Annotated in this window: 13 protein-coding genes and 1 pseudogene; 6 read left to right on the top strand and 8 right to left on the bottom strand. The window is 71.4% G+C overall.

Going from position 1 to position 18,255, the window contains the following annotated elements; translation table 11 throughout:
* Nucleotides 1–11 precede the first annotated feature (11 nt).
* The 3 genes from J2S44_RS29090 to J2S44_RS29100 all read right to left on the bottom strand — a co-directional run bounded on the left by J2S44_RS29090 (nucleotide 12) and on the right by J2S44_RS29100 (nucleotide 4,096).
* Entirely contained in the window at nucleotides 12–1,046 is a 1,035-nt protein-coding gene (locus J2S44_RS29090) for a LacI family DNA-binding transcriptional regulator (RefSeq protein ID WP_310420393.1), read from the bottom strand.
* A 96-nt stretch (nucleotides 1,047–1,142) separates the two neighbouring features.
* On the bottom strand, nucleotides 1,143–2,405 hold the full coding sequence (locus tag J2S44_RS29095) for a DUF1996 domain-containing protein (RefSeq protein ID WP_310420395.1): 1,263 nt from the start codon (nucleotides 2,403–2,405) through the stop codon (nucleotides 1,143–1,145).
* A 14-nt stretch (nucleotides 2,406–2,419) separates the two neighbouring features.
* Entirely contained in the window at nucleotides 2,420–4,096 is a 1,677-nt protein-coding gene (locus J2S44_RS29100) for a discoidin domain-containing protein (RefSeq protein ID WP_310420397.1), read from the bottom strand.
* Nucleotides 4,097–4,298: 202 nt separating this feature from the next.
* On the opposite strand from J2S44_RS29100, the gene J2S44_RS29105 reads away from it, so the two are divergent.
* The gene (locus J2S44_RS29105; RefSeq protein WP_310420399.1) at nucleotides 4,299–5,330 is read left to right on the top strand and encodes a glutathione S-transferase family protein; all 1,032 of its coding nucleotides are present in this window, start codon (nucleotides 4,299–4,301) and stop codon (nucleotides 5,328–5,330) included.
* A gap of 224 nt (nucleotides 5,331–5,554) precedes the next feature.
* On the opposite strand, the gene J2S44_RS29110 is transcribed toward J2S44_RS29105, so the two are convergent.
* Nucleotides 5,555–5,995 (bottom strand): DUF3307 domain-containing protein, encoded by a 441-nt coding sequence (locus J2S44_RS29110; protein WP_310420401.1) that lies wholly within the window; start codon nucleotides 5,993–5,995, stop codon nucleotides 5,555–5,557.
* Nucleotides 5,996–6,186: 191 nt separating this feature from the next.
* On the opposite strand from J2S44_RS29110, the gene J2S44_RS29115 reads away from it, so the two are divergent.
* On the top strand, nucleotides 6,187–7,608 hold the full coding sequence (locus tag J2S44_RS29115) for an Nramp family divalent metal transporter (protein ID WP_310420403.1): 1,422 nt from the start codon (nucleotides 6,187–6,189) through the stop codon (nucleotides 7,606–7,608).
* Nucleotides 7,609–8,047: 439 nt separating this feature from the next.
* On the opposite strand, the gene J2S44_RS29120 is transcribed toward J2S44_RS29115, so the two are convergent.
* The 4 genes from J2S44_RS29120 to J2S44_RS29135 form a co-directional block, all read right to left on the bottom strand.
* On the bottom strand, nucleotides 8,048–8,314 hold the full coding sequence (locus J2S44_RS29120; RefSeq protein ID WP_310420405.1) for a YggT family protein: 267 nt from the start codon (nucleotides 8,312–8,314) through the stop codon (nucleotides 8,048–8,050).
* Between the two features lie 292 nt (nucleotides 8,315–8,606).
* Nucleotides 8,607–9,173 (bottom strand): type II toxin-antitoxin system PemK/MazF family toxin, encoded by a 567-nt coding sequence (locus tag J2S44_RS29125; protein WP_310420407.1) that lies wholly within the window; start codon nucleotides 9,171–9,173, stop codon nucleotides 8,607–8,609.
* 49 nt (nucleotides 9,174–9,222) lie between these two features.
* Nucleotides 9,223–10,002 carry a hypothetical protein gene (locus tag J2S44_RS29130; RefSeq protein WP_310420409.1) on the bottom strand — a complete coding sequence of 260 codons (780 nt, stop codon included), beginning with the start codon at nucleotides 10,000–10,002 and terminating at the stop codon, nucleotides 9,223–9,225.
* A 126-nt stretch (nucleotides 10,003–10,128) separates the two neighbouring features.
* The gene (locus J2S44_RS29135; RefSeq protein ID WP_310420411.1) at nucleotides 10,129–12,402 is read right to left on the bottom strand and encodes a transglycosylase domain-containing protein; all 2,274 of its coding nucleotides are present in this window, start codon (nucleotides 12,400–12,402) and stop codon (nucleotides 10,129–10,131) included.
* A 371-nt stretch (nucleotides 12,403–12,773) separates the two neighbouring features.
* On the opposite strand from J2S44_RS29135, the gene J2S44_RS29140 reads away from it, so the two are divergent.
* The 4 genes and pseudogenes from J2S44_RS29140 (at nucleotide 12,774) to J2S44_RS29155 (ending at nucleotide 18,044) form a co-directional block, all read left to right on the top strand.
* Complete coding sequence (locus J2S44_RS29140; RefSeq protein ID WP_310420413.1) at nucleotides 12,774–13,694, top strand: transporter substrate-binding domain-containing protein; 921 nt, start codon at nucleotides 12,774–12,776, stop codon at nucleotides 13,692–13,694.
* Nucleotides 13,691–14,746, top strand: a complete 1,056-nt coding sequence (locus tag J2S44_RS29145) for a hypothetical protein (protein ID WP_310420415.1) — start codon at nucleotides 13,691–13,693, stop codon at nucleotides 14,744–14,746. The genes J2S44_RS29140 and J2S44_RS29145 overlap by 4 nt, the downstream gene beginning before the upstream one ends.
* A gap of 100 nt (nucleotides 14,747–14,846) precedes the next feature.
* Nucleotides 14,847–15,563 (top strand): annotated as a pseudogene (locus J2S44_RS29150) (PP2C family protein-serine/threonine phosphatase); the annotation flags it as partial.
* Between the two features lie 153 nt (nucleotides 15,564–15,716).
* Nucleotides 15,717–18,044, top strand: coding sequence for a putative bifunctional diguanylate cyclase/phosphodiesterase (locus tag J2S44_RS29155; RefSeq protein WP_310420417.1), 2,328 nt, complete (start codon nucleotides 15,717–15,719; stop codon nucleotides 18,042–18,044).
* Nucleotides 18,045–18,255: the final 211 nt, after the last annotated feature.

Consider the following 18,255-nt stretch of genomic DNA (forward strand, 5'->3'; position numbering starts at 1 on the left):
GCGGGGCACGGTCAGGCGGAGTCGCGGACGACCAGCGTGGGCTGGAAGATGACCGAGCGGGGGAGCCGGCCGGGTTCGTCGATCGTGGCGAGCAGCAGGCGGGCCATCTCGGCGGACATCTCCTCGACCGGTTGCCGGACCGTGGTCAGTCGCGGGCGGCAGGCCAGCGCCGCGCTGCTGTCGTCGAAGCCGACCACCGCGATGTCGCCCGGCACCCGCCGGCCGCGCTCGTGCAGCGCGGCCAGCACGCCCTCGGCCATCACGTCGCTGGCCACGAACAGCCCGTCCAGGTCCGGGTGCGCGGCCAGCAGGTCGTGCGTGACGCGTTCGGCCCGGGCGCGGGTGAAGTCGCCCTCCACGAACGGCGCGCCGGGCCCGGCCGCGGCGAGGAAGCCGTCGTGCCGGTCGTGCCCGGCCTGGGTGTCCAGCGGCCCGCTGACCGTGCCGATTCGGGTCCGGCCGAGCGACCGCAGGTGCGCGACCGCGAGCCGCGCGCCGGCCCGCTGGTCGACGTCGGTGTGGCTGAGCGGCACCGGATAGCCCGGCCGGGCGGACATCACGGTGGGGATGGAGAGGTCGGCGAGCTGCCGCGGGATCGGGTCCTCGCTGTGGCTGGAGATCAGCAGTACGCCGTCCACGTGCCCCTGCCGCAGGTAGCGCACGACCAGGTGATGCGCGGGCGGGTCGGCCGGGATGATCACCAGGTGGATGCCGCGCGGCCGGAGCACCTCCTGCGCGCCCGCGGTCACCCGGCCGAAGAACGGGTCCGTGAAGACCCGGTTCAGGAACGGCGCCTCGTACTCACGGTCGGGTTCGGAGATGACCAGCGCGATCGAGTTCGTGCTGCGGGTGACGAGCGAGCGCGCGGCCAGGTTCGGCACGTACCCGATCTCGGCGATCGCGCGTTCGACCGCGGCCCGGATCCGCGGGTCCACCGTGGGCACCGCGTTGATCACCCGGGACACCGTGGCCCGGGACACGCCGGCCACCTCCGCGACAGCCTCCAATGTGGGCGGACGGGACTCGGGTGACGGCCGGGGTGACATGAAGCCTTTTATACAACGGCGACGCGCGGCGTTCGTACCCTCGGCGGGCCTTCGGAAGGTCCTTTCGAGGGTACGGACGCCGTGCGCCGGATCCGGTCAGGGACGGCCGTCGGCACCGCACTTGATGATCGGGCGGATGCAGTCGTTGACACGCCGCGCCATCTCCGCCTCGGGCCAGGCGTTGAAGAAGTCGCCGTGCATCGTGAACCCGCCGCCGGACGCGAGCCGCAGCCGTGCCGGGTCACCGTTGACCGGGTAGCGCAGCACCTGCCGGAGTTTCGGCACCGCGACCGGGTGCGTCGGCGGGCAGGCCTGGTTCACCGGGTAGGCCATGTGCGACTTGTGGTCGGCCGAGTCGAGGTCCCGGCCGTTCCAGCACTGCGGGAAGTCCAGGTACGACTCGAGCATCGTGCCGGACGGGCAGTTCACGAAGTCGTGCGACGAGCCCACGTGCCCGGCGTGCAGGCAGGACCAGCGCGAGATCGTGTTGTCGTTCGGCCCGGTCGCCCGCGCGTTCCCGGCCACGATCCGCAGCCCGAGCGGGATCGGCTGGGTGTTCGCGATGATGTCGTTCCGCACGCCCTCACCCAGGTAGTAGAACGTGACGATGGTCGGCTCGACCGGCACGTTGTCCTGGTAGAGCGTCGGCACCCAGTACGAGCTCTTGTCCTCGCGCGGGTTGCAGGTGGTCTGCGAGTTGAGCAGGTCGGCCAGGTTCGTCATCGCGTTCGTCACGGTGGCGCCGAAGAAGCTGTGCATGTGCGACGCGCCGGGCAGCCCGGGGAAGATGATCGGGTCGTCCGGCAGCCGGTGCGAGTACGGGCAGTCGGCCAGGAACTCCGCGACCCGCACCACGTTCGGCGGCAGTGACGTGGCCGGTGCGCCGCCCGCGCCGAACACCTCGAACTCCCAGAGCGAGACGCCGTACGCGGTGCCGCGCGCGGTGGTGTACACCCGCACGTACCGCCCGGTGCCGTTGACCGTGATGCTCTGGTTCCCGCCGGTCGCGTTCGCGGTGGTGTGCACCGTGGTCCACGCGGCGCCGTCCGTGCTGGTCTGGATCTGGAAGCCGCGGGCGTACGCGGCCTCCCAGGTCAGCGAGACGCGGGTGATCGTGGCGGACGCGCCCAGGTCGACGCGCAGCCACTGCGGGTCGGCGGCCGCGGACGACCAGCGGGTGCCGCCGTTGCCGTCCACGGCCGCGCTCGCCGGGAAGGCCGCGGACTCCGTGGACGAGGCCGCGGCGGTACGCCCCTGGGAGAGCAGTGCCTCGGCCGCGCTCGCGGTGGTGGTGGTGACGATCAGGTAGGTGCTCAGCAGGCCCAGCAACGCGACCCCGAGCGTGAGCGGACGTTTCATGGCGGTGCCCTCCGTTACTGGTAGACGCGGACGTAGTCGACGTACATCCGGGACGGGAACGGTGTGGTGGCGTCCACCGGGCCGGGGAAGTCACCGCCGACCGCGAGGTTGAGGATCAGGTAGAACTGGTGGTCGAAGATCCACGGGCCACGAGTGGACTCGACCGTCGCCTTGTCGGCCGTGAAGACCAGCCGGCCGTCGAGGAAGAAGCGGATGCCCTTGCTGTCCCACTCCGCGGCCCAGACGTGGAAGTCCTGCGACAGGTCCACCGTGGCGTACTTCAGCCCGTACCCGGCGGCACCGTTGTAGGCGGGGGCGTGCAGCGTGGAGTACGCCTCGGAGGTGTTGCGGCCGAGGACCTCCATGATGTCGATCTCGCCGTTGTACGGCCACGGCCGCCCGGTGAGGAAGTCCGCGCCCATCATCCAGAACGCCGGCCACAGCCCGTTGCCCTTCGGCACCTTGACCCGGGCCTCGATCCGGCCGTACTGCACGTGGAACGTGTTGCCGGTGTTCATCCGGTGCGACGTGTAGTCGCGGCCGCCCGCGGTCTGCCGCCGTGCTTCGAGGACGAGCACGCCGTTGCCGTCGAGCGACACGTTCTCGTTGTTCGTGTAGTACTGGACCTCGTTGTTCTGCCCGGTGCCCGGGTCGACCCGCCACTTCGCCGGGTCCGGCTTGCCCCCCGCCGCGCCGGAGAACTCGTCGCTCCAGACCAGCCGGGTCGCGGGGAAGACCGGGTCGGCCGGCTGCGGCGGCAGCGGCGTCGGGTTGCCGCCGGTGCCGTACACCTGAAACTCGTAGATCGAGTAGCCGTAGCCGTTCGACCGCGCGGTGCCGTACATCCGCACGTACCGCCCGGTGCCGCTGACGGTCAGCGTCTCCTTGAAGCCGCGCCCGGCCGTGGTCGAGTAGATGCTGGTCCAGGCGTTGCCGTCGGCCGAGACCTGGATCTGGTACGCGGTGGCGTACGCCGGGTCCCACTGGAGCACGACGCGCTGGATCCGGGCGGTGGCGCCCAGGTCGACCGCGATCCAGCCGGGGTCCACCCAGCCGTTCGTGGTGCTGGTCGCCCACCGGCTGGCCGGGTCGTTGTCGAACGCCTTGTCCGGCGTGCACTCCCAGCAGCTGCCGTCGCTCTGACTGGTCGACGCGGTGCCCGGCTTCCGGTACGACAGCAGCGTGGGCGTGCCCGGCGCGGTGCCGCCCTCGCCGAACGCCTGGAACTCCCACAGCGAGACACCCCACGGCGTGGCCCGGGCCGTGGCGTGCAGTCGCAGGTAGCGCCCGGTGCCGGTGACCGCGATGCTCTGGTCGCCGCCGGCCGCGTTCGCCGCGCTGTGGATCGTGGTCCACGCGGTGCCGTCGGTGCTGGTCTGGAGCTGGAACGCGGTCGCGTACGCCGCCTCCCAGCGCAGCACGACCCGGCTGATCGCGACGGGTGTGCCGAGGTCGACGCGCAGCCACTGCGGGTCGGCCGCCGCGGACGACCAGCGGGTGCCGCCGTCACCGTCCACCGCGGAACTCGCGGGGAACGCCGCGGACTCGGTGGACGAGGCGGTGACCGGCCGTCCCTGGGACAGCAGCGTCTCCGCGGCCTGGGCGGGCGGGCCGGTCACGACGAGGAAGCCGCCGAGCAGGGCGGCGACGGCGGCGGCGATCCCGGCCACGCGCCATCGGGGTGGGGACATGAGAACTCCTCCGGGGGCTACGGATGTCAACGGTGTTTCGGGCGTGTGTCGGAGAGCGCTCTCTTGTTGAGTACTGTGACGCCGCACACCGATCGTGTCAATAGTTGTAAGTCGATATCGGGGAGCGCTCTCCCGTGCCCGTGCCGATGGGCTCGTGTCGATCGCGCTGCCGCCGGTCCGCTGGGCAGGCATCATTGCAGGCATGGCTACCGAGTCGCAGCAGGGCGTCTACGTCAACCCCAAGGGCGAGTTCGACCGCGACCAGCGGTACATCACCACCCGGATCACCCGCGACGGCCGCGAGGGCTGGCCGGTCGAAGCCGGCCGCTACCGCCTCGTCGTGAGCCGCGCCTGCCCGTGGGCGAACCGGTCGATCATCGTGCGCCGCCTCCTCGGCCTGGAGAACGTCATCTCGATGGGCGTCGCCGGCCCCACCCACGACGCGCGCAGCTGGACGTTCGACCTCGACCCGGGCGGCGTCGACCCGGTCCTCAAGATCGAGCGGTTGCAGGAGGCGTTCTTCGCGCGCGAGCCCGGCTACTCGCGCGGCATCACGGTCCCGGCCATCGTGGACGTCCCCACCGGTCAGGTCGTCACGAACGACTTCGCCCAGATCACGCTGGACATGTCACTGGAGTGGGCGGAGTTCCACCGGCCCGGTGCGCCGGCGCTCTACCCGGAGGACCTGCGCGCGGAGATCGACGAGGTCAACCGCCGGGTCTTCACGGAGGTCAACAACGGCGTCTACCGATGTGGCTTCGCCGGCACCCAGGAGGCGTACGAGTCCGCCTACACCCGGCTCTTCGACGCGCTCGACTGGCTGTCCGGCCGGCTGGAGTCCCAGCGCTTCCTGGTCGGCGACACGATCACCGAGGCCGACGTCCGGCTCTTCACCACGCTGGCCCGCTTCGACGCCGTCTACCACGGCCACTTCAAGTGCAACCGGGGCAAGCTCACCGAGATGCCGGTCCTGTGGGCCTACGCCCGCGACCTCTTCCAGACCCCCGGGTTCGGCGACACCACCGACTTCGTGCACATCAAGCGCCACTACTACGAGGTCCACCGCGACATCAACCCCACCGGCATCGTCCCCGCCGGCCCCGACCTCACCAACTGGCTCACCCCGCACGGCCGCGAGTCGCTGGGCGGTCGCCCCTTCGGCGACGGCACCCCGCCCGGCCCGCCCGCCCCGGCCGAGACGGTCCCGGCGGGCCACAACCCGCTGTCCGCCTGACCGGCGTCGCGTCAAGGCTTCGGGCCGAACGGCTGCCGCCGGGACGCGGGCGGCTCCCGTGCCGCCGCTCCGGGGCGGCACGGGAGCCGCGGTCCACGCCGGAACCCGCAGGGAGGAGCGCCGGCGACGACCGGTGCCCGCGGGAGCACGCCCGGAGCGGCCACGCCGGAAGCGGGAAATGGGACTCGCTCGTGGCATCGGTATCCACGCGGGCGGCCCGGACGCTAGAGCCGGGCCATCAGCAGCGCGGAGATCAGCAGGCAGGCCCAGTGCAGCGACTGGTCCGCGACGTACATGCCGCACACCGGCGTGGTCTGATCCGCGAACTCCCGCGAGCCGGTGTGCTGCAGCACCAGCCGCACCACCGCCCGTCGATCGAGAACCGCGTGCGTGACCACGCTGAACAGCAGCCCCGCGGTGACCCCCAGCCAGGTGAGCTGAAGCTGCAGCGCCCATGCGGTCACGAACAGGACCGCACCGACCGTGACGTGGTACGCGGCCAGGTGGCCGAGCATGGCCGTGACCGCGGCCCGGCCCCGGCCCGCCTTGTTGGACGCCTGGTGGTCGGTCTGCATCACGTGATCGCCTAGCTGGTGACCCACGATCAACGCCAGCAACGTGACCACGAACGTCAGCTGCTGCGCGACTAGCGGGTACTCGATCATGAAAGGGGGCCCTTCCGCCGGGTGAGCACATCGTCCGCGCTCCGGCTCGACAGTGCTGCGCACCATCCGACACTCGTTACAAATGTGGCGAACATCGCGTAATGCCCGAGATCAAGACACCGCTACGTTTCGGCCGGATTTCGTCGAGGGTATAGAGGGCGACCCATTCCCGCAGCGCGAAAGGGACCGCCGTGACCGAGACCGCAGCCGGTCGATTTCCGGCACGCCACCTGCCCCCGGTCGTAGTCAGGGAGCTGCCGCCACCACCCTCGTCGGCCCGGCGGGTGATCGGGCCCGGAGTAGTAGCCGCGGGCGTCGGCCTCGCATCGGGCGAGTTCGTGCTCTTCCCATATATAGCCTCGCAGGTCGGGCTCGTCTTCCTGTGGGCCGCCGCTGTCGGCATCGTGACGCAGTGGTTCCTCAACATGGAGATCGAGCGGTACACCCTGGCCACCGGGGAGACCGCCCTCACCGGATTCTCCCGCTTCTGGCGGCACTGGGGCCTGGTCTTCGCGATCATGGTGTACTTCGCGAACCTCTGGCCCGGCTGGGCGACCAGCTCCGCCACGATGATCACCTACCTGTTCGGCGGCCGGGCCAGCTGGATAGCGATCGGCATGCTGGTGCTGATCGGCGTCACGCTCACGCTCGCGCCGGTCATCTACACGGCGCTGGAACGGATCGAAGGCCTCAAGGTCATCCTGGTCGGACTGTTCATCGTGGTGGCGATCGTCTTCGCGATCACCGCGGACGCCTGGGCCGAACTGCCGTCCACCGTCACCTCACCCGAGTTCCCGACCGAGCTCGGGTTCGCGCTGATGCTCTCCGCGCTGGTCTTCGCGGGCGCCGGCGGCGGTCAGAACCTGTGCCAGTCGAACTGGATCCGGGACAAGCGCTACGGCATGGGCTCCTACGTCCCCCGCCTGGTCAGCCCGCTCACCGGCGCCGAGGAGGCCGCACCGTCCACCGGGTTCATCTTCGAGCCCACCGACGAGAACATGACCCGCTGGCGCCGCTGGTGGAAACTGGCCAACCAGGAGCAGGCGCTCACGTTCGGTCTCATCTCGTTCGTCACGATCACGCTGATGTCGCTGCTGGCGTACTCGACGGTGTACGGGACGCCGGGGCTGGCGAACAGCGTGGAGTTCCTCAGGATCGAGGGTGAGGCGCTCAAGTCCACGGTCGGCGGATGGTTCGGGACGCTGTTCTGGGCGATCGGCGCGCTGTCGCTGTTCGCCGCGGCCATGGGCATCGTCGACTACACCAGCCGGCTGGCGGCCGACGTGCTCAAGACGTCCTACCTGCGCGGCCGGTCGGAGAACCGGATCTACTTCGCGCTGGTCTGGGGCCTGGTCGCGATCGGCATCGTCATCCTGCTCGCCGGCCTCGACCAGCCGCTGCCGCTCCTGGTGATCGCGGCGTGCGTGGGCGGGCTGATGATGTTCGTGTACTCGATGCTGCTGTTGCTGCTCAACCGCCGCGTCCTGCCGCCGGAGATCCGCCCGCGGGCGGTGCGGGTGGCGGCGCTGATCTGGTCGGTCCTGCTCTTCGGCGTCTTCTCCGCCCTGACGCTGTGGCAGCAGGGCAGCCGACTGATCGAGTGGCTCTCCTAGGCCCTGTATCGACGTGGATGGCCGGGCTGCGGCGAGGCCCAGGCGCCGCCCGGCCGCACGTCACAAAAGCCCACATACAACACCGGTATGAGGGCTTCCGCGCCGCGCACCCGGACGACACCTGGACCGCGCCTCGCTCCGACCCCCACTTCGATACAGGGCCTGGAACCAATTGATGGTCCCGCTCCCGGCGACCCCGGTCCCGCATGCTCCCGCGGGCCACGGTCGTCGCTGGCGCTCCTCCCTGCCGGTCCCGGCCCGGCTCTCCCGGCTCCCTCGCCGCCCGAACGGCGGCGGGGGAGCCGGCGCCGTCCACGGGCGGCAGTCGCCGTGGTGAAGCGGGATCGGTCGTGTCCGGCGACGGGGAACCGCAGCACGACAATGGCCCGGGGCGGAGACGGCCTCCGCCCCGGGCCGACCCGACCCCGGGGAACGTCCGTCAGATGATGGCCTGGAGCAGGACGACGACGGCGAAGACCACGATGAACGACAGGTCGATGCCGACGGCGCCGAAGCGGACCGGCGGGAGGAGCTTGCGGACCGGCGCCAGGACCGGCTCGGTGACCGTGTGCACGACGCGGGTGGCGCGGTCACGGAAGGAACCAGGCATCGACGGTCCGGCCAGCACGGTGCTCCAGTCGAGCAGGGCGCGCGCGATGAGCAGGAACTGGAACAGCAGCAGAACGGTGCTGATCAGGGCGAGCATGGTGACCTCCTGGGTGCGTCACCCAAGAGTGCGGTAATTTCCTGAAGGTCGGCTGTGTGCCGGGCTGAGCATGCGCTGTGAGCTGCGCACACACCCGAATCGCGCGGACCGCGCGCGCCCGGGAAGCCCAGCGCGGACCGCGCGTGCCCGGGAAGCCCAGCGCGGACCGCGCGCGCCCGGGAAGCCCAGCGCGGACCGCGCGCGCCCGGGAAGCCCAGCGCGGACCGCGCGCGCCCGGGAAGCCCAGCGCGGACCGCGCACGCCCGGGAAGCCCCGCGCGGCGCCGGGTGGGTCAGCCCCAGCTGTAGGTGTGGCGGAGCACGTCGGCTATCCGGTCGAAGCGCTGACGGTCGAGGATCGCGCCCTCGCGGCGGATGCCGTCCTCGCGGACCTGGATGACGCGGTCGAGGCGGACGAAGCTGGGACGCTTGTCGCGGTCCCAGTCGCCGGGGCCGAGCGCGAGCCAGTGCCGCTGGCCCTGGCGTTCGCTCTGGCTGGAGAGCATCAGGCCGAGCAGCACGCGCCCGTCGCGGCCGACGACCAGCACCGGGCGGTCCTTGCCCTGCGACGCGTCGTCCTCGTAGGCGACCCAGGTCCAGACGATCTCGCCGGGGTCGGCCCGGCCGTCCAGTTCGGGTGCGTAGGCGAGCTGGCGACCCCGGCGGATGCGGGCGGTGGCGGGCGTGGGACGCGCGGGACGGCCCTCGCGGCCGGTGCCGGGCGGGGCGGTCGGACGGCCGGTGAGGCGCCGGCCCAGGTGCGCGGCGCCCTCGCGCAGGCCGCCGGTGCGCTGCGCCGGCACGGGCGCGGAGGTCCGGCCGGTGAGCTTGTCCGCGATGCCCCTCAAGATTCCCGCCATGCCGGGCACCTTACGGCCCGGTGGCAAGATCCGCGCGGCCCGGTCCGGCCTACTTCGCGGAGTAACCGGTGACGGACGGCGTGTAGGTGGCGATCGAGGTCTGGCCGTACGCGTCGGTGACCCGGTAGCGGATCGGCGGCACCGGCCCGGTCGCGGCGCCGCGGGTGGGCGTGAAGATGACGAAGCCGGCCGCGGAGATGAGCGTCGGGTCGAACGGCCGGCCCTCCTCGGCCGCGACGCCGGAGATGGCGGCCATCGAGAACTCGCCCCGCGGGGTGGTCGTGCCGGGCGGGAGTTCCTTGCCGTCCGCGTCGACGTAGCCGATCCCGCCGCCGGCCGGCAGCGGCACCTGCACGCGCTGCTCCTCGCCGGCCCGGCCGGAGCTGCGCAGGTCGTGCACGGCCGGCGGGGCCGGGCGGGTGACGGTCGGCGTGTACGTGGTGGTGTGCTTCTCGCCGGCCGGGTCGGTGAGCTCGATCGTGACCGGGTCCGCGGTGCCGAGGAAGCCGAGCGTGGGCGTGTAGCTGACGGTGGTCGCGGACTCGCGCGCGTAGAAGCCGTTCGGCACGACCACGCAGTCGGTGTAGTCCGGGTGCCGGTTCGCCAGCTGCATCGACCAGCCGGCCGGGAGCGCGAGCGTGACCTGCTGTTTGACCAGGCCGGCCGCGGCGGAGGTGAGCGGCGCCCAGACCGGTGCCAGCTCGGGGGCCCCGGTGACCTCGGCGGCCGGCGCGGCGGCCGCGGGGGAGGCGGCGAGCAGCGGCAGCGCGAGTGCGGGCGCGGCGAGCACGGCGGCGGTGGCGAACGTCAGCGATCTTGGAGTCGGCACAGGCCCAGGATAAACGCCTATAAGCCGCCTACCCGGGCAAACGCCAGCGGAGTGGGCCCATAAAACCCGTCCGGGGGTACGCCGTGGCACGGCGTACCCCCGAACGGGTCTTGATCTTCGGATGTGTCAGCGCGGGCCGTTGTTGTTGGTCCCGCGCCCGCTGCCCGGCCGGCCGGACGACTGCGGCGCGGGCGCCTGCTCGGGCCGGGAGGCGGACCCGGACCGGAACGCGATCTTCTCGCTCGGCGCCGGGAAGTTGGCCACCTTCTGGCCCTTGAGCGTATCGCGCAGCGTGCGGGCGACCGCGGCGATGATCTCCTTCTGGACCGGCTCGCCGACCGCGTCACGCGGGTTGTCCGGGTTCACCGCGATGCCGGCGATGGCCAGCTTCGTGGTGACGCCGATGAACGACTCGGTCTCGTTGCCGGAGGAGCTGCCGGTCTTGCCGGTGACCGGGATGTTGCCGACGATGCCGGCCACCTGGGTCGACGTGCCGTTGCTGCAGTTGCCCTGCTGCGGGCGCTGGCCGACCGGGCAGCGGCCCGCGTCCGCGGCGGCCCGGGCCACGTCCTTGTCGATCGCCTGGGTGCAGTCCGGCTGGGAGACCTTCGCGGCCGCCTCGCTGGACGTGCCGGTGGTGTCCGTGATCGAGACGACCGGCGTCGGCTTGCAGAACTTGCCGTCGGCCGCGATCGTCGCGTACGCGTTCGCCATGTCCAGCGGGGTGGTGCTGGTGACGCCGAGCGTGAACGTGCCCCAGCTCTTCGCCGCCTCCGGCTCCGCGTACTGCGCGTCGCCGCCGCGGAACTTGATGCCGAGCCGCTTCGCCATCTCCACGGCCTTGTCCGCGCCGACCGTCTCCTCCAGCTTCACGAAGTACGTGTTGGAGGACTTGCCGAAGCCGGTCCACATGTTCTGGTAGCCGTCCTGGTAGCTCGGCGCCGCGTTGACCGGGCACCAGAAGCCGCCGCAGTTCGGCGTGCCGCTGATCGGGTAGATCGACTTGTACGGCGTCTTCGTGGTGAAGCCCCGGTCCAGCGCGATGCCGTTCTCCAGCGCGGCCAGCATGACGAACATCTTGAACGTCGAGCCGAACTGGTAGCCGGCCGAGTCCTCGCTGCCCGCGATCAGCTGGTTCACCGTGTTCGGGTACTTCTTGCCGCCCGGGTTGTCCTCGATGCTGTAGTGCCGGTTGATCGCCAGCGCCTTGACCTTGCCGGTGCCCGGCTCGATCGCGGCGAACGGCGCGGCCTTCGGGTTGTCGAAGCCGTAGATGCTCTTCGACTCCGCGGCCAGCTTGTTCTGGACCGCCGGGTCCATCGAGGTGACGATCCGGAAACCGCCGGTCTTCAGCGCGGCCAGGCGCGCGGACGGCGTGGACCCGAACTCCTCCTGCTCGGACCACCACTGCGTGAAGTAGTCGCAGAAGAAGCCCCAGCTGTTGTTCGCCTCGGAGACCGCGGTGCAGTTGCCGGGCGCGCGGCTCGGCTTGAGACCGAGCGGCTCGGCCATCGCCTTGTCCGCGTCCGCCTGGGTGATCGCGCCGGTGCCGACCATCGCGCCGAGCACGTAGTTGCGGCGGTTGGTCGCCTCCGTCTCGTCGTTGTTGACCGGGTCGTACAGGTCCGGGGACTGCACCAGACCGGCGATCATGGCGGCCTGGCCGAGCGTCAGCTTGTCCGCGGTGGTGGAGAAGTACGCGTTCGCGGCCGCGGAGATGCCGTACGCCTGGTTGCCGAAGTACGCGATGTTCAGGTACCGGCGGAGGATCTCCTCCTTGTCGAGCGAGTCCTCGATCGTGACCGCGTACCGGATCTCCTGGAGCTTGCGACCGGTGGTCTGCTCGGTCGCGGCGAGGCGCTCCTCCTGGGTGATCGTCGGGTCGTTCTTCAGCACGTTCCGGACGTACTGCATGGTGAGCGTGGACGCGCCCTGGGAGACCTCACCGCCCTGCGCGTTCGACACGAACGCGCGCACCAGGCCCTTGAGGTCGACGCCGCCGTGCACGTAGAACCGGGTGTCCTCGGCCGCGACGATCGCGTCCTTCATCGTCTTGGCGATGTCCTCGCTCTCGACGTCGGTCCGGTTCTCCTCGTAGAACTGCGTGATCTGCGTCTTGCCGTCGTTCGCGTACAGGTACGACGTCTGCGCGGTCGGCGGGGTCTGCAACGCGCTCGGCAGGTCCTCGAACGAGTCGCTGGCCAGCTTCGCCGCGAGTCCGGCCGTGGCGCTGGCCGGCAGTGCGGCCCCCGCGACCACGGCGCCGCCCACCAGGCCGAGCATGCCGAGGGTGAGGACCTTGCGGGTGATGGACAGGGTGGTGCGCACCCTGCCCGGAGCCGCGGGGGTTATCGCCACGGTCTCCTCGCCGGGGGCGGGCGTTCTTGCCGGTACCTGCATTGCGGGAAGGATCCCCTCGTAAGTCGAAGTGGGCCGTCTTCAAGAGTCGCGCCGTGAAGCGTAGAAGGCCACTCCACGGGCGGAAGTCACAGGCTGCTACCGGTGACTGATCGCTTCACAGCACGTACATTCCTGTATGCGTGCCGTGATCATTCCTGTCCTTGGTGATCCGGTGCGGGGACACTCGTCCGAATTGTGGTCTGTCCTCGTGCGGTGTCTTAGGAGAACATGAACGCTTCCGTGATTTGTCGCGGGGTGCGGTGTCGTACGGGGGGTGGGATCACGTGTCCGACCAGGATGAGTTCGGAACCGGCGGGGAGGATGCGGAACCCGCTGACGGGAAGCTGACACACCGTTCCCGCGAGCTGGTGATGCGCTTTCGTTTCGTGTTGCTGGTCGGACTCTGCGTGCTGGCCGTGGCGATCGCGATGACTCTGGTCTTCGTCGGACGTACCCCCTCCGTGGAGGAGTTACGCGAGGAGGCCGGACTCAACCGGAAGGACTCTCTCAAGATCGGGGTAAAGGACGACCAGCCCGGTCTCGCGGAACGGCGGGACGGCAGTTTCGCCGGATTCGACATAGACATCGCGTACATGGTGGCGGAGGATCTCGGTTTCGGCCGGGGCGAGGTCAAGTTCTACTCCATCGAGAGCGAGGACCGCGAGCGCATGCAGGCGAAGTCCGCCGACGGGACGGAGATCGTCGACCTGGTGGTGGCGAGCTTCAGCATCACGCGCGAGCGGGAGGACACGCCGGGCGTCCGGTTCTCCGCGCCGTACCTGATGACCGAGCAGTCGGTGCTGACCCGCGACGGCGAGTTCCAGGAGGTCGCCACGCTGGCGGCGCTGCGCGGCAGGCGGGTGTGCACGCTGGCCACCGCGACCAGCGAGGGCCCGCTCTACGACGCCGGCGTCGTCGTCCAGGCCGAGCTGACCATCTCGAAGTGCGTGGACGCGCTGAAGGCCCGCACGGTCGACGCGATCAGCACGGACGCGACGATCCTGGCCGGCATCAAGGCGCGCAACCCGGGCCTGACGCACTGGGACATCGGTCTCAAGGACGTCGAGGCGTACGGGATCAACGTGGGGCAGAACGACGCGCTGCTCCAGCTGGTGAACCTCAGCCTCTGGCACTCCCGCGAGGACTCGGACGACTCCCGGTGGGAGGAGGCGTTCGAGCGGCACCTGAAGACCGTCGCCGTCCTCACGCCGGACGTGCCGATCGCCCAGCCGAATCAGCCGGAGGTGGAGAAGCCCGCCGTGCGTGAGTGGTTCTCCGGCGGTCCCGGGTGACCGCTCCGGCGGCCGGTGACGCCGAGCGGCCGATGGGCACCCGTGCGCAACAACAGTGGCTGCTGACGCTGCTGCCCGCGTTCCCGCTGGTCCTGCTGGTGCTGCGGTTGTGGTACCTGAGCCGGCAGGACCTCGCCACGATGCTGCTGCTCGTCCAGTACGTGAGCCCGCTGGGGCTGCTCACCTCGCTCACCATCGCGCTGGTCTGGGTGCTGCCCACCGTCGTCCTGCTGATCTCCGCGTTCGGCACGCTGCTGCTGGTCAGCGCGCGCAGCGAGGAGGACGCGTGCCGGTCGCTGCTCGCCGTGATCGCCAAGCGCATGCCGGGCTGGACCGTCGTGATCGCGGTGCTGCTGGCCGCGATCACCTGGGAGATGCGCTTCCTGCCCACGCTGCTCCTGCTGGTCCTGATGATCGCCGGGCTGAACACCTGGCGGTTCCGCGGTGACGACCGGATCGTGCTGCTGTGCATGGGAACCGCGCTGCCGATCGCGGTGGCGATCCTCGCGTACGTATGGCTCGGGCCCGCGATCGCGGCGGCGTGGCGGGCCGACGAACTGGTCAACGTGGTCCTGCTCGGGCTGCCGCCCGCGGTCGCGCCCGCGCTGACCGGCCCGGTCCCGGCGACCGTGGCGCGGCTCGGCACGCACTGGGTCGCGGTCGCGGTGTCGATCGTGGCGCCGTTCGCGGTCGGCGTGCTCTTCATGCGCGTGCCGGTCCTGCCGGACACCGCGATCGAGACCAGGGCCGGTGTGGTGTTCGCGCCCGATCGGGACGAGCCGGAGGGCGACATCGACGTGTGGCGCGGCCGGCTGATCACGGTCGACGACAGCATGGTCACGCTGATGGACGCGGACGGCCGGGTCCGCTTCATCCCGTCGTCGGAAGTGCTGTCCCGTACGCTGTGTCCCGAGGCGGAGCAGGTGCCATCCAGCGCGGTCTACGTGCAGGGGTGGTACGCGGAGGACACCGCGCTGGAGTGGATGGCACCGAAACAGCGACTGACCGAGCCCGACCCACGGTGTCTGGGGAGACCCGTGCGGGCGGAGTGATTCTCCCGCCGAACCCGGCGCGCGACGTGACCGGTTGGCGGACCATGATGGGATACCACCGCCTGGAGACAGGCCGACGACGATTTGGCAGGCTTCCGCCATGACCTTGCAGCTGCGATCCGCGGCCATGACCGACCGCGGCCTCATCCGGAGCGGTAACCAGGACTGTGCCTACGCCGGGCGCTACCTGGCGGCCGTCGCCGACGGCATGGGTGGCATGGCCGCCGGCGAGGTGGCCAGCCAGCTCACCATCGAGGCAGTGCAACCCTTCGACGCGCTCATCGCCGACGAGCAGCAGGTCGAGGCACTGCACGCGATGGTGGAGGCGGCGAACGCGCGCATCCACGAGCACGTCTCCGAGAACCCGACCCTCCAGGGCATGGGCACCACGCTCACCGCACTGCTCTTCTCCGGCACCCAGTTCGCGCTGGTGCACGTGGGCGACTCCCGGGCCTACCTGCTGCGCGACGGCAAGCTGGTGCAGCTCACCCGCGACGACACGTACGTGCAGATGCTGGTGGACGAGGGCGTGATCACCGAGGACGAGGCGACGGTGCACCCGCGCCGCTCCGTGGTCACCCAGGCGCTGCAGGGCGAGGCGGTCGCCCCGGCGTACGCGAAGATTCCGCCGCAGGCCGGTGACCGCTGGCTGCTCTGCTCCGACGGACTCTCCGGCGTGGTGTCCGCGGAGACGATGGCACAGACCATGTCCGACTTCCCGGACATGCAGGACTGCGCGAAGCGGCTCATCGATCTCGCGCTGCGGGCCGGCGGGCCGGACAACATCACCGTGGTGCTGGCCGAGCTGGTCGACGACACCGCCGACCCGGACCCGCAGGGAGCCACCTGTGCGTCGGAGCCGGCGAACACCGCGGAAGCGGTCGGCTGACGCCGAATCGCGCGGCGGCGCGACCTGCGGTAGGTTACTGACCGGTCGCGGGAAACCCCGCGCTGCCCCCGGTGAGTGGTGATGACCTCTACGCGCCTCGCGACGGCGATGCTGCCCCTCGGCGACGCCGCACCCACCCGCCCGCGGACCCGGTTCGGCGTCGTCGCCGCCGGCATGCTCCTCGCCGTCGCGCTCGTCGTCACGGTGAACAGCCTCGGCGTGCTGCCCGGCCGCGCCGGTGTCGCGCTCGACAACCTGGCACAGCTCGCGGCCGGCACCGTCGCCGCGGTCTGCTGCCTGATCACCGCGCGCGGCACGACCGGCGCGGGCCGGGCCTGGCGCCGGCTGATCGGCGCCGGCATGATCGGCTGGTCGCTCGGCCAGGTCGTCTGGACCGTGCACCAGCTGTTCGGCGGCGGGTACCTGCCCGGCCCGGCCCCGGCCGAGCTCGGCTACATGGCGCTGCCGGTCTTCGCGCTCTGGGCGCTGCTGACCGTCACCGCGGTCTCGCCGCGCCGTGTGGTCGGCCGCTCCCGGCACACCCGCGTGGTCGCGATGCTCGACGTGGTGATCGTGCTCGGATCCGTGGTGATGCTGTCCTGGGCACCGATCCGCGCGGTGGTCCAGGGCGAGGGCCCGCCCGGCGCGATGGTCGCCGGCGTCGCCCACCTGGTGGTCGACGCGCTGCTCGGCGCGTTGCTCGGACTGCTGCTGGTGCTCCGCCGGCCGCCGCGCGCGCTGCGGACGCAACTGCTGCTGCTCGGCGGCGGGCTGCTCGCGCTGACCGTCTCGGACGGCTTCTACGCCTACCTGGTCGCCACCGACGCGGAGCGGATGACGCCGCTGCACAGCGCGGGCTGGGTGCTCGGCCCGGCCCTGATCGCGCTGGCCGCACTGGCCCGCGCCCCGGAGGAGCCGGCGGCGGAACGGGACGACCTCGACCCGGTCCTGCTGCTGCTCCCGGTGCTGCCGGTCGTCGCCACCGGCGTGACCATCGCGATCCGGACGCTGATCGGCCACCCGCTGACCTGGCCGGAGGTCGGGCTCGGCTGGCTCGGGCTGCTGCTGGTGATCGTGCGGCAGCTGGTGACCATCGTGGACAACCGGGCGCTGCTGCTGTCCGTCGCCGAGGCGCGGCGCCGGCTCGCGCACCAGGCCACGCACGACCCGCTGACCGGGCTGGCCAACCGCGAGCTGTTCGGCAAGCGGCTGAGCGCGGCTGTGGACGCGCACCGCGAGCAGGGCCGGCCGGTCGCGCTGCTCTTCGTGGACCTGGACGACTTCAAGTTCGTCAACGACAGCTTCGGGCACGCGGCCGGCGACCGGATGCTCCAGGAGATCGCGGCCCGGCTGCAGCGCTGCGTGCGCCGCGACGACATGGTGGCCCGGCTCGGCGGCGACGAGTTCGCGGTGCTGCTCGAGGCCGACCCGGGCGCGCCCGGCCTGGTCGGCGAGCGGATCCTGGCCGCGGTCCGGGAACCGGTGCTGATCGACGGCAAGCAGGTGTCGGTCGCGGCGAGCGTGGGTGTGGTCGCGCCGGAGCCGTACGACATCGGCCTCACCGGCGACGCGCTGCTGCGGCGCGCCGACGCCGCGATGTACGCCGGCAAGCGGCGCGGCAAGAACATCATGGTGCGGTACGCCGGGACGCGCGACGGCGGCGGCGACGCCGACCTGCCCGGCCTGCTCGCCGAGGCGCTGGCCGCCGGCCCGGCCGACTCCGGGTTCACGGTCCACTACCAGCCGATCGTGGACCTGCACGGCGACGCCGTGCTGGCCGTCGAGGCACTCGCCCGCTGGACCCACCCGGACCTCGGCGTGATCGGCCCGGACGTCTTCGTCGCGGTCGCGGAACGGGCCGGCCTGGTCGCCGCGCTGGACGACTTCGTGCTGGACACCGCGGCCCGCGACGCCCGCGCCCTGGCCGAGCTGCACGGCCGCGACGTGGCCCTGCACGTGAACGTCTCGGCCGGCCGGCTCGGCCGTCCCGAGCTGGAGATCGCGGTCGCCGACGCGCTGCGCCGCCACCGGCTCCCACCGGAACGCCTCATCCTGGAGATCACCGAAACCCGCCGGATCGCCGACCTGGGCGCCGCCGTCGCCGCGGCGGGCCGGCTGGCCGAGATGGGCGTCCGCCTGGCGCTGGACGACTTCGGCACCGGCTTCAACTCGCTGGCCCAGCTGCACGCGCTGCCGGTCGCCATCGTGAAGCTCGACGCCACCCTGACCACCGCGGACGACCGCTCCCGCGCGCTGGTCCGCTCCGTGCTGTCGATCTGCCGCGACATGGGCGCGTCGGTGATAGCCGAGGGCATCGAGGATCCACCGCAGGCCGCCGCCCTCGCCGGGCTCGGCTGCCCCCTCGGCCAGGGCTACCTCTACGGCGCCCCGGTCCCGCTGCCTTCCTAGATCGACACCCGCACCATCAGGACCACAAGACCCTTCTTCCCGTTCCCGGTCTTCCCGTTCCCGGTCTTCCCGCTTCCGGCGTGGCCGCGCATCGGTGCTCCCGCGGGCACCGGTCGGCCGCGGGCGGCCTCCCTGCCACTTCCGCGGTGGCTGAGCGGTTGCTCAAGAACGGCGGTTCGTCCTGGCGGTCCCGCGGTGGCCGAGCCGAAGT

Source organism: Catenuloplanes niger, assembly GCF_031458255.1.
Taxonomy (GTDB): domain Bacteria; phylum Actinomycetota; class Actinomycetes; order Mycobacteriales; family Micromonosporaceae; genus Catenuloplanes; species Catenuloplanes niger.

Coding starts and splice junctions, on each gene's coding strand:
- J2S44_RS29090 (WP_310420393.1), bottom strand. CDS start 1,046: ATGTCACCCCGGCCGTCACCCGAGTCCCGTCCGCCCACATTGGAGGCT.
- J2S44_RS29095 (WP_310420395.1), bottom strand. CDS start 2,405: ATGAAACGTCCGCTCACGCTCGGGGTCGCGTTGCTGGGCCTGCTGAGC.
- J2S44_RS29100 (WP_310420397.1), bottom strand. CDS start 4,096: ATGTCCCCACCCCGATGGCGCGTGGCCGGGATCGCCGCCGCCGTCGCC.
- J2S44_RS29105 (WP_310420399.1), top strand. CDS start 4,299: ATGGCTACCGAGTCGCAGCAGGGCGTCTACGTCAACCCCAAGGGCGAG.
- J2S44_RS29110 (WP_310420401.1), bottom strand. CDS start 5,995: ATGATCGAGTACCCGCTAGTCGCGCAGCAGCTGACGTTCGTGGTCACG.
- J2S44_RS29120 (WP_310420405.1), bottom strand. CDS start 8,314: ATGCTCGCCCTGATCAGCACCGTTCTGCTGCTGTTCCAGTTCCTGCTC.
- J2S44_RS29125 (WP_310420407.1), bottom strand. CDS start 9,173: ATGGCGGGAATCTTGAGGGGCATCGCGGACAAGCTCACCGGCCGGACC.
- J2S44_RS29135 (WP_310420411.1), bottom strand. CDS start 12,402: ATGCAGGTACCGGCAAGAACGCCCGCCCCCGGCGAGGAGACCGTGGCG.
- J2S44_RS29140 (WP_310420413.1), top strand. CDS start 12,774: ATGCGCTTTCGTTTCGTGTTGCTGGTCGGACTCTGCGTGCTGGCCGTG.
- J2S44_RS29155 (WP_310420417.1), top strand. CDS start 15,717: ATGACCTCTACGCGCCTCGCGACGGCGATGCTGCCCCTCGGCGACGCC.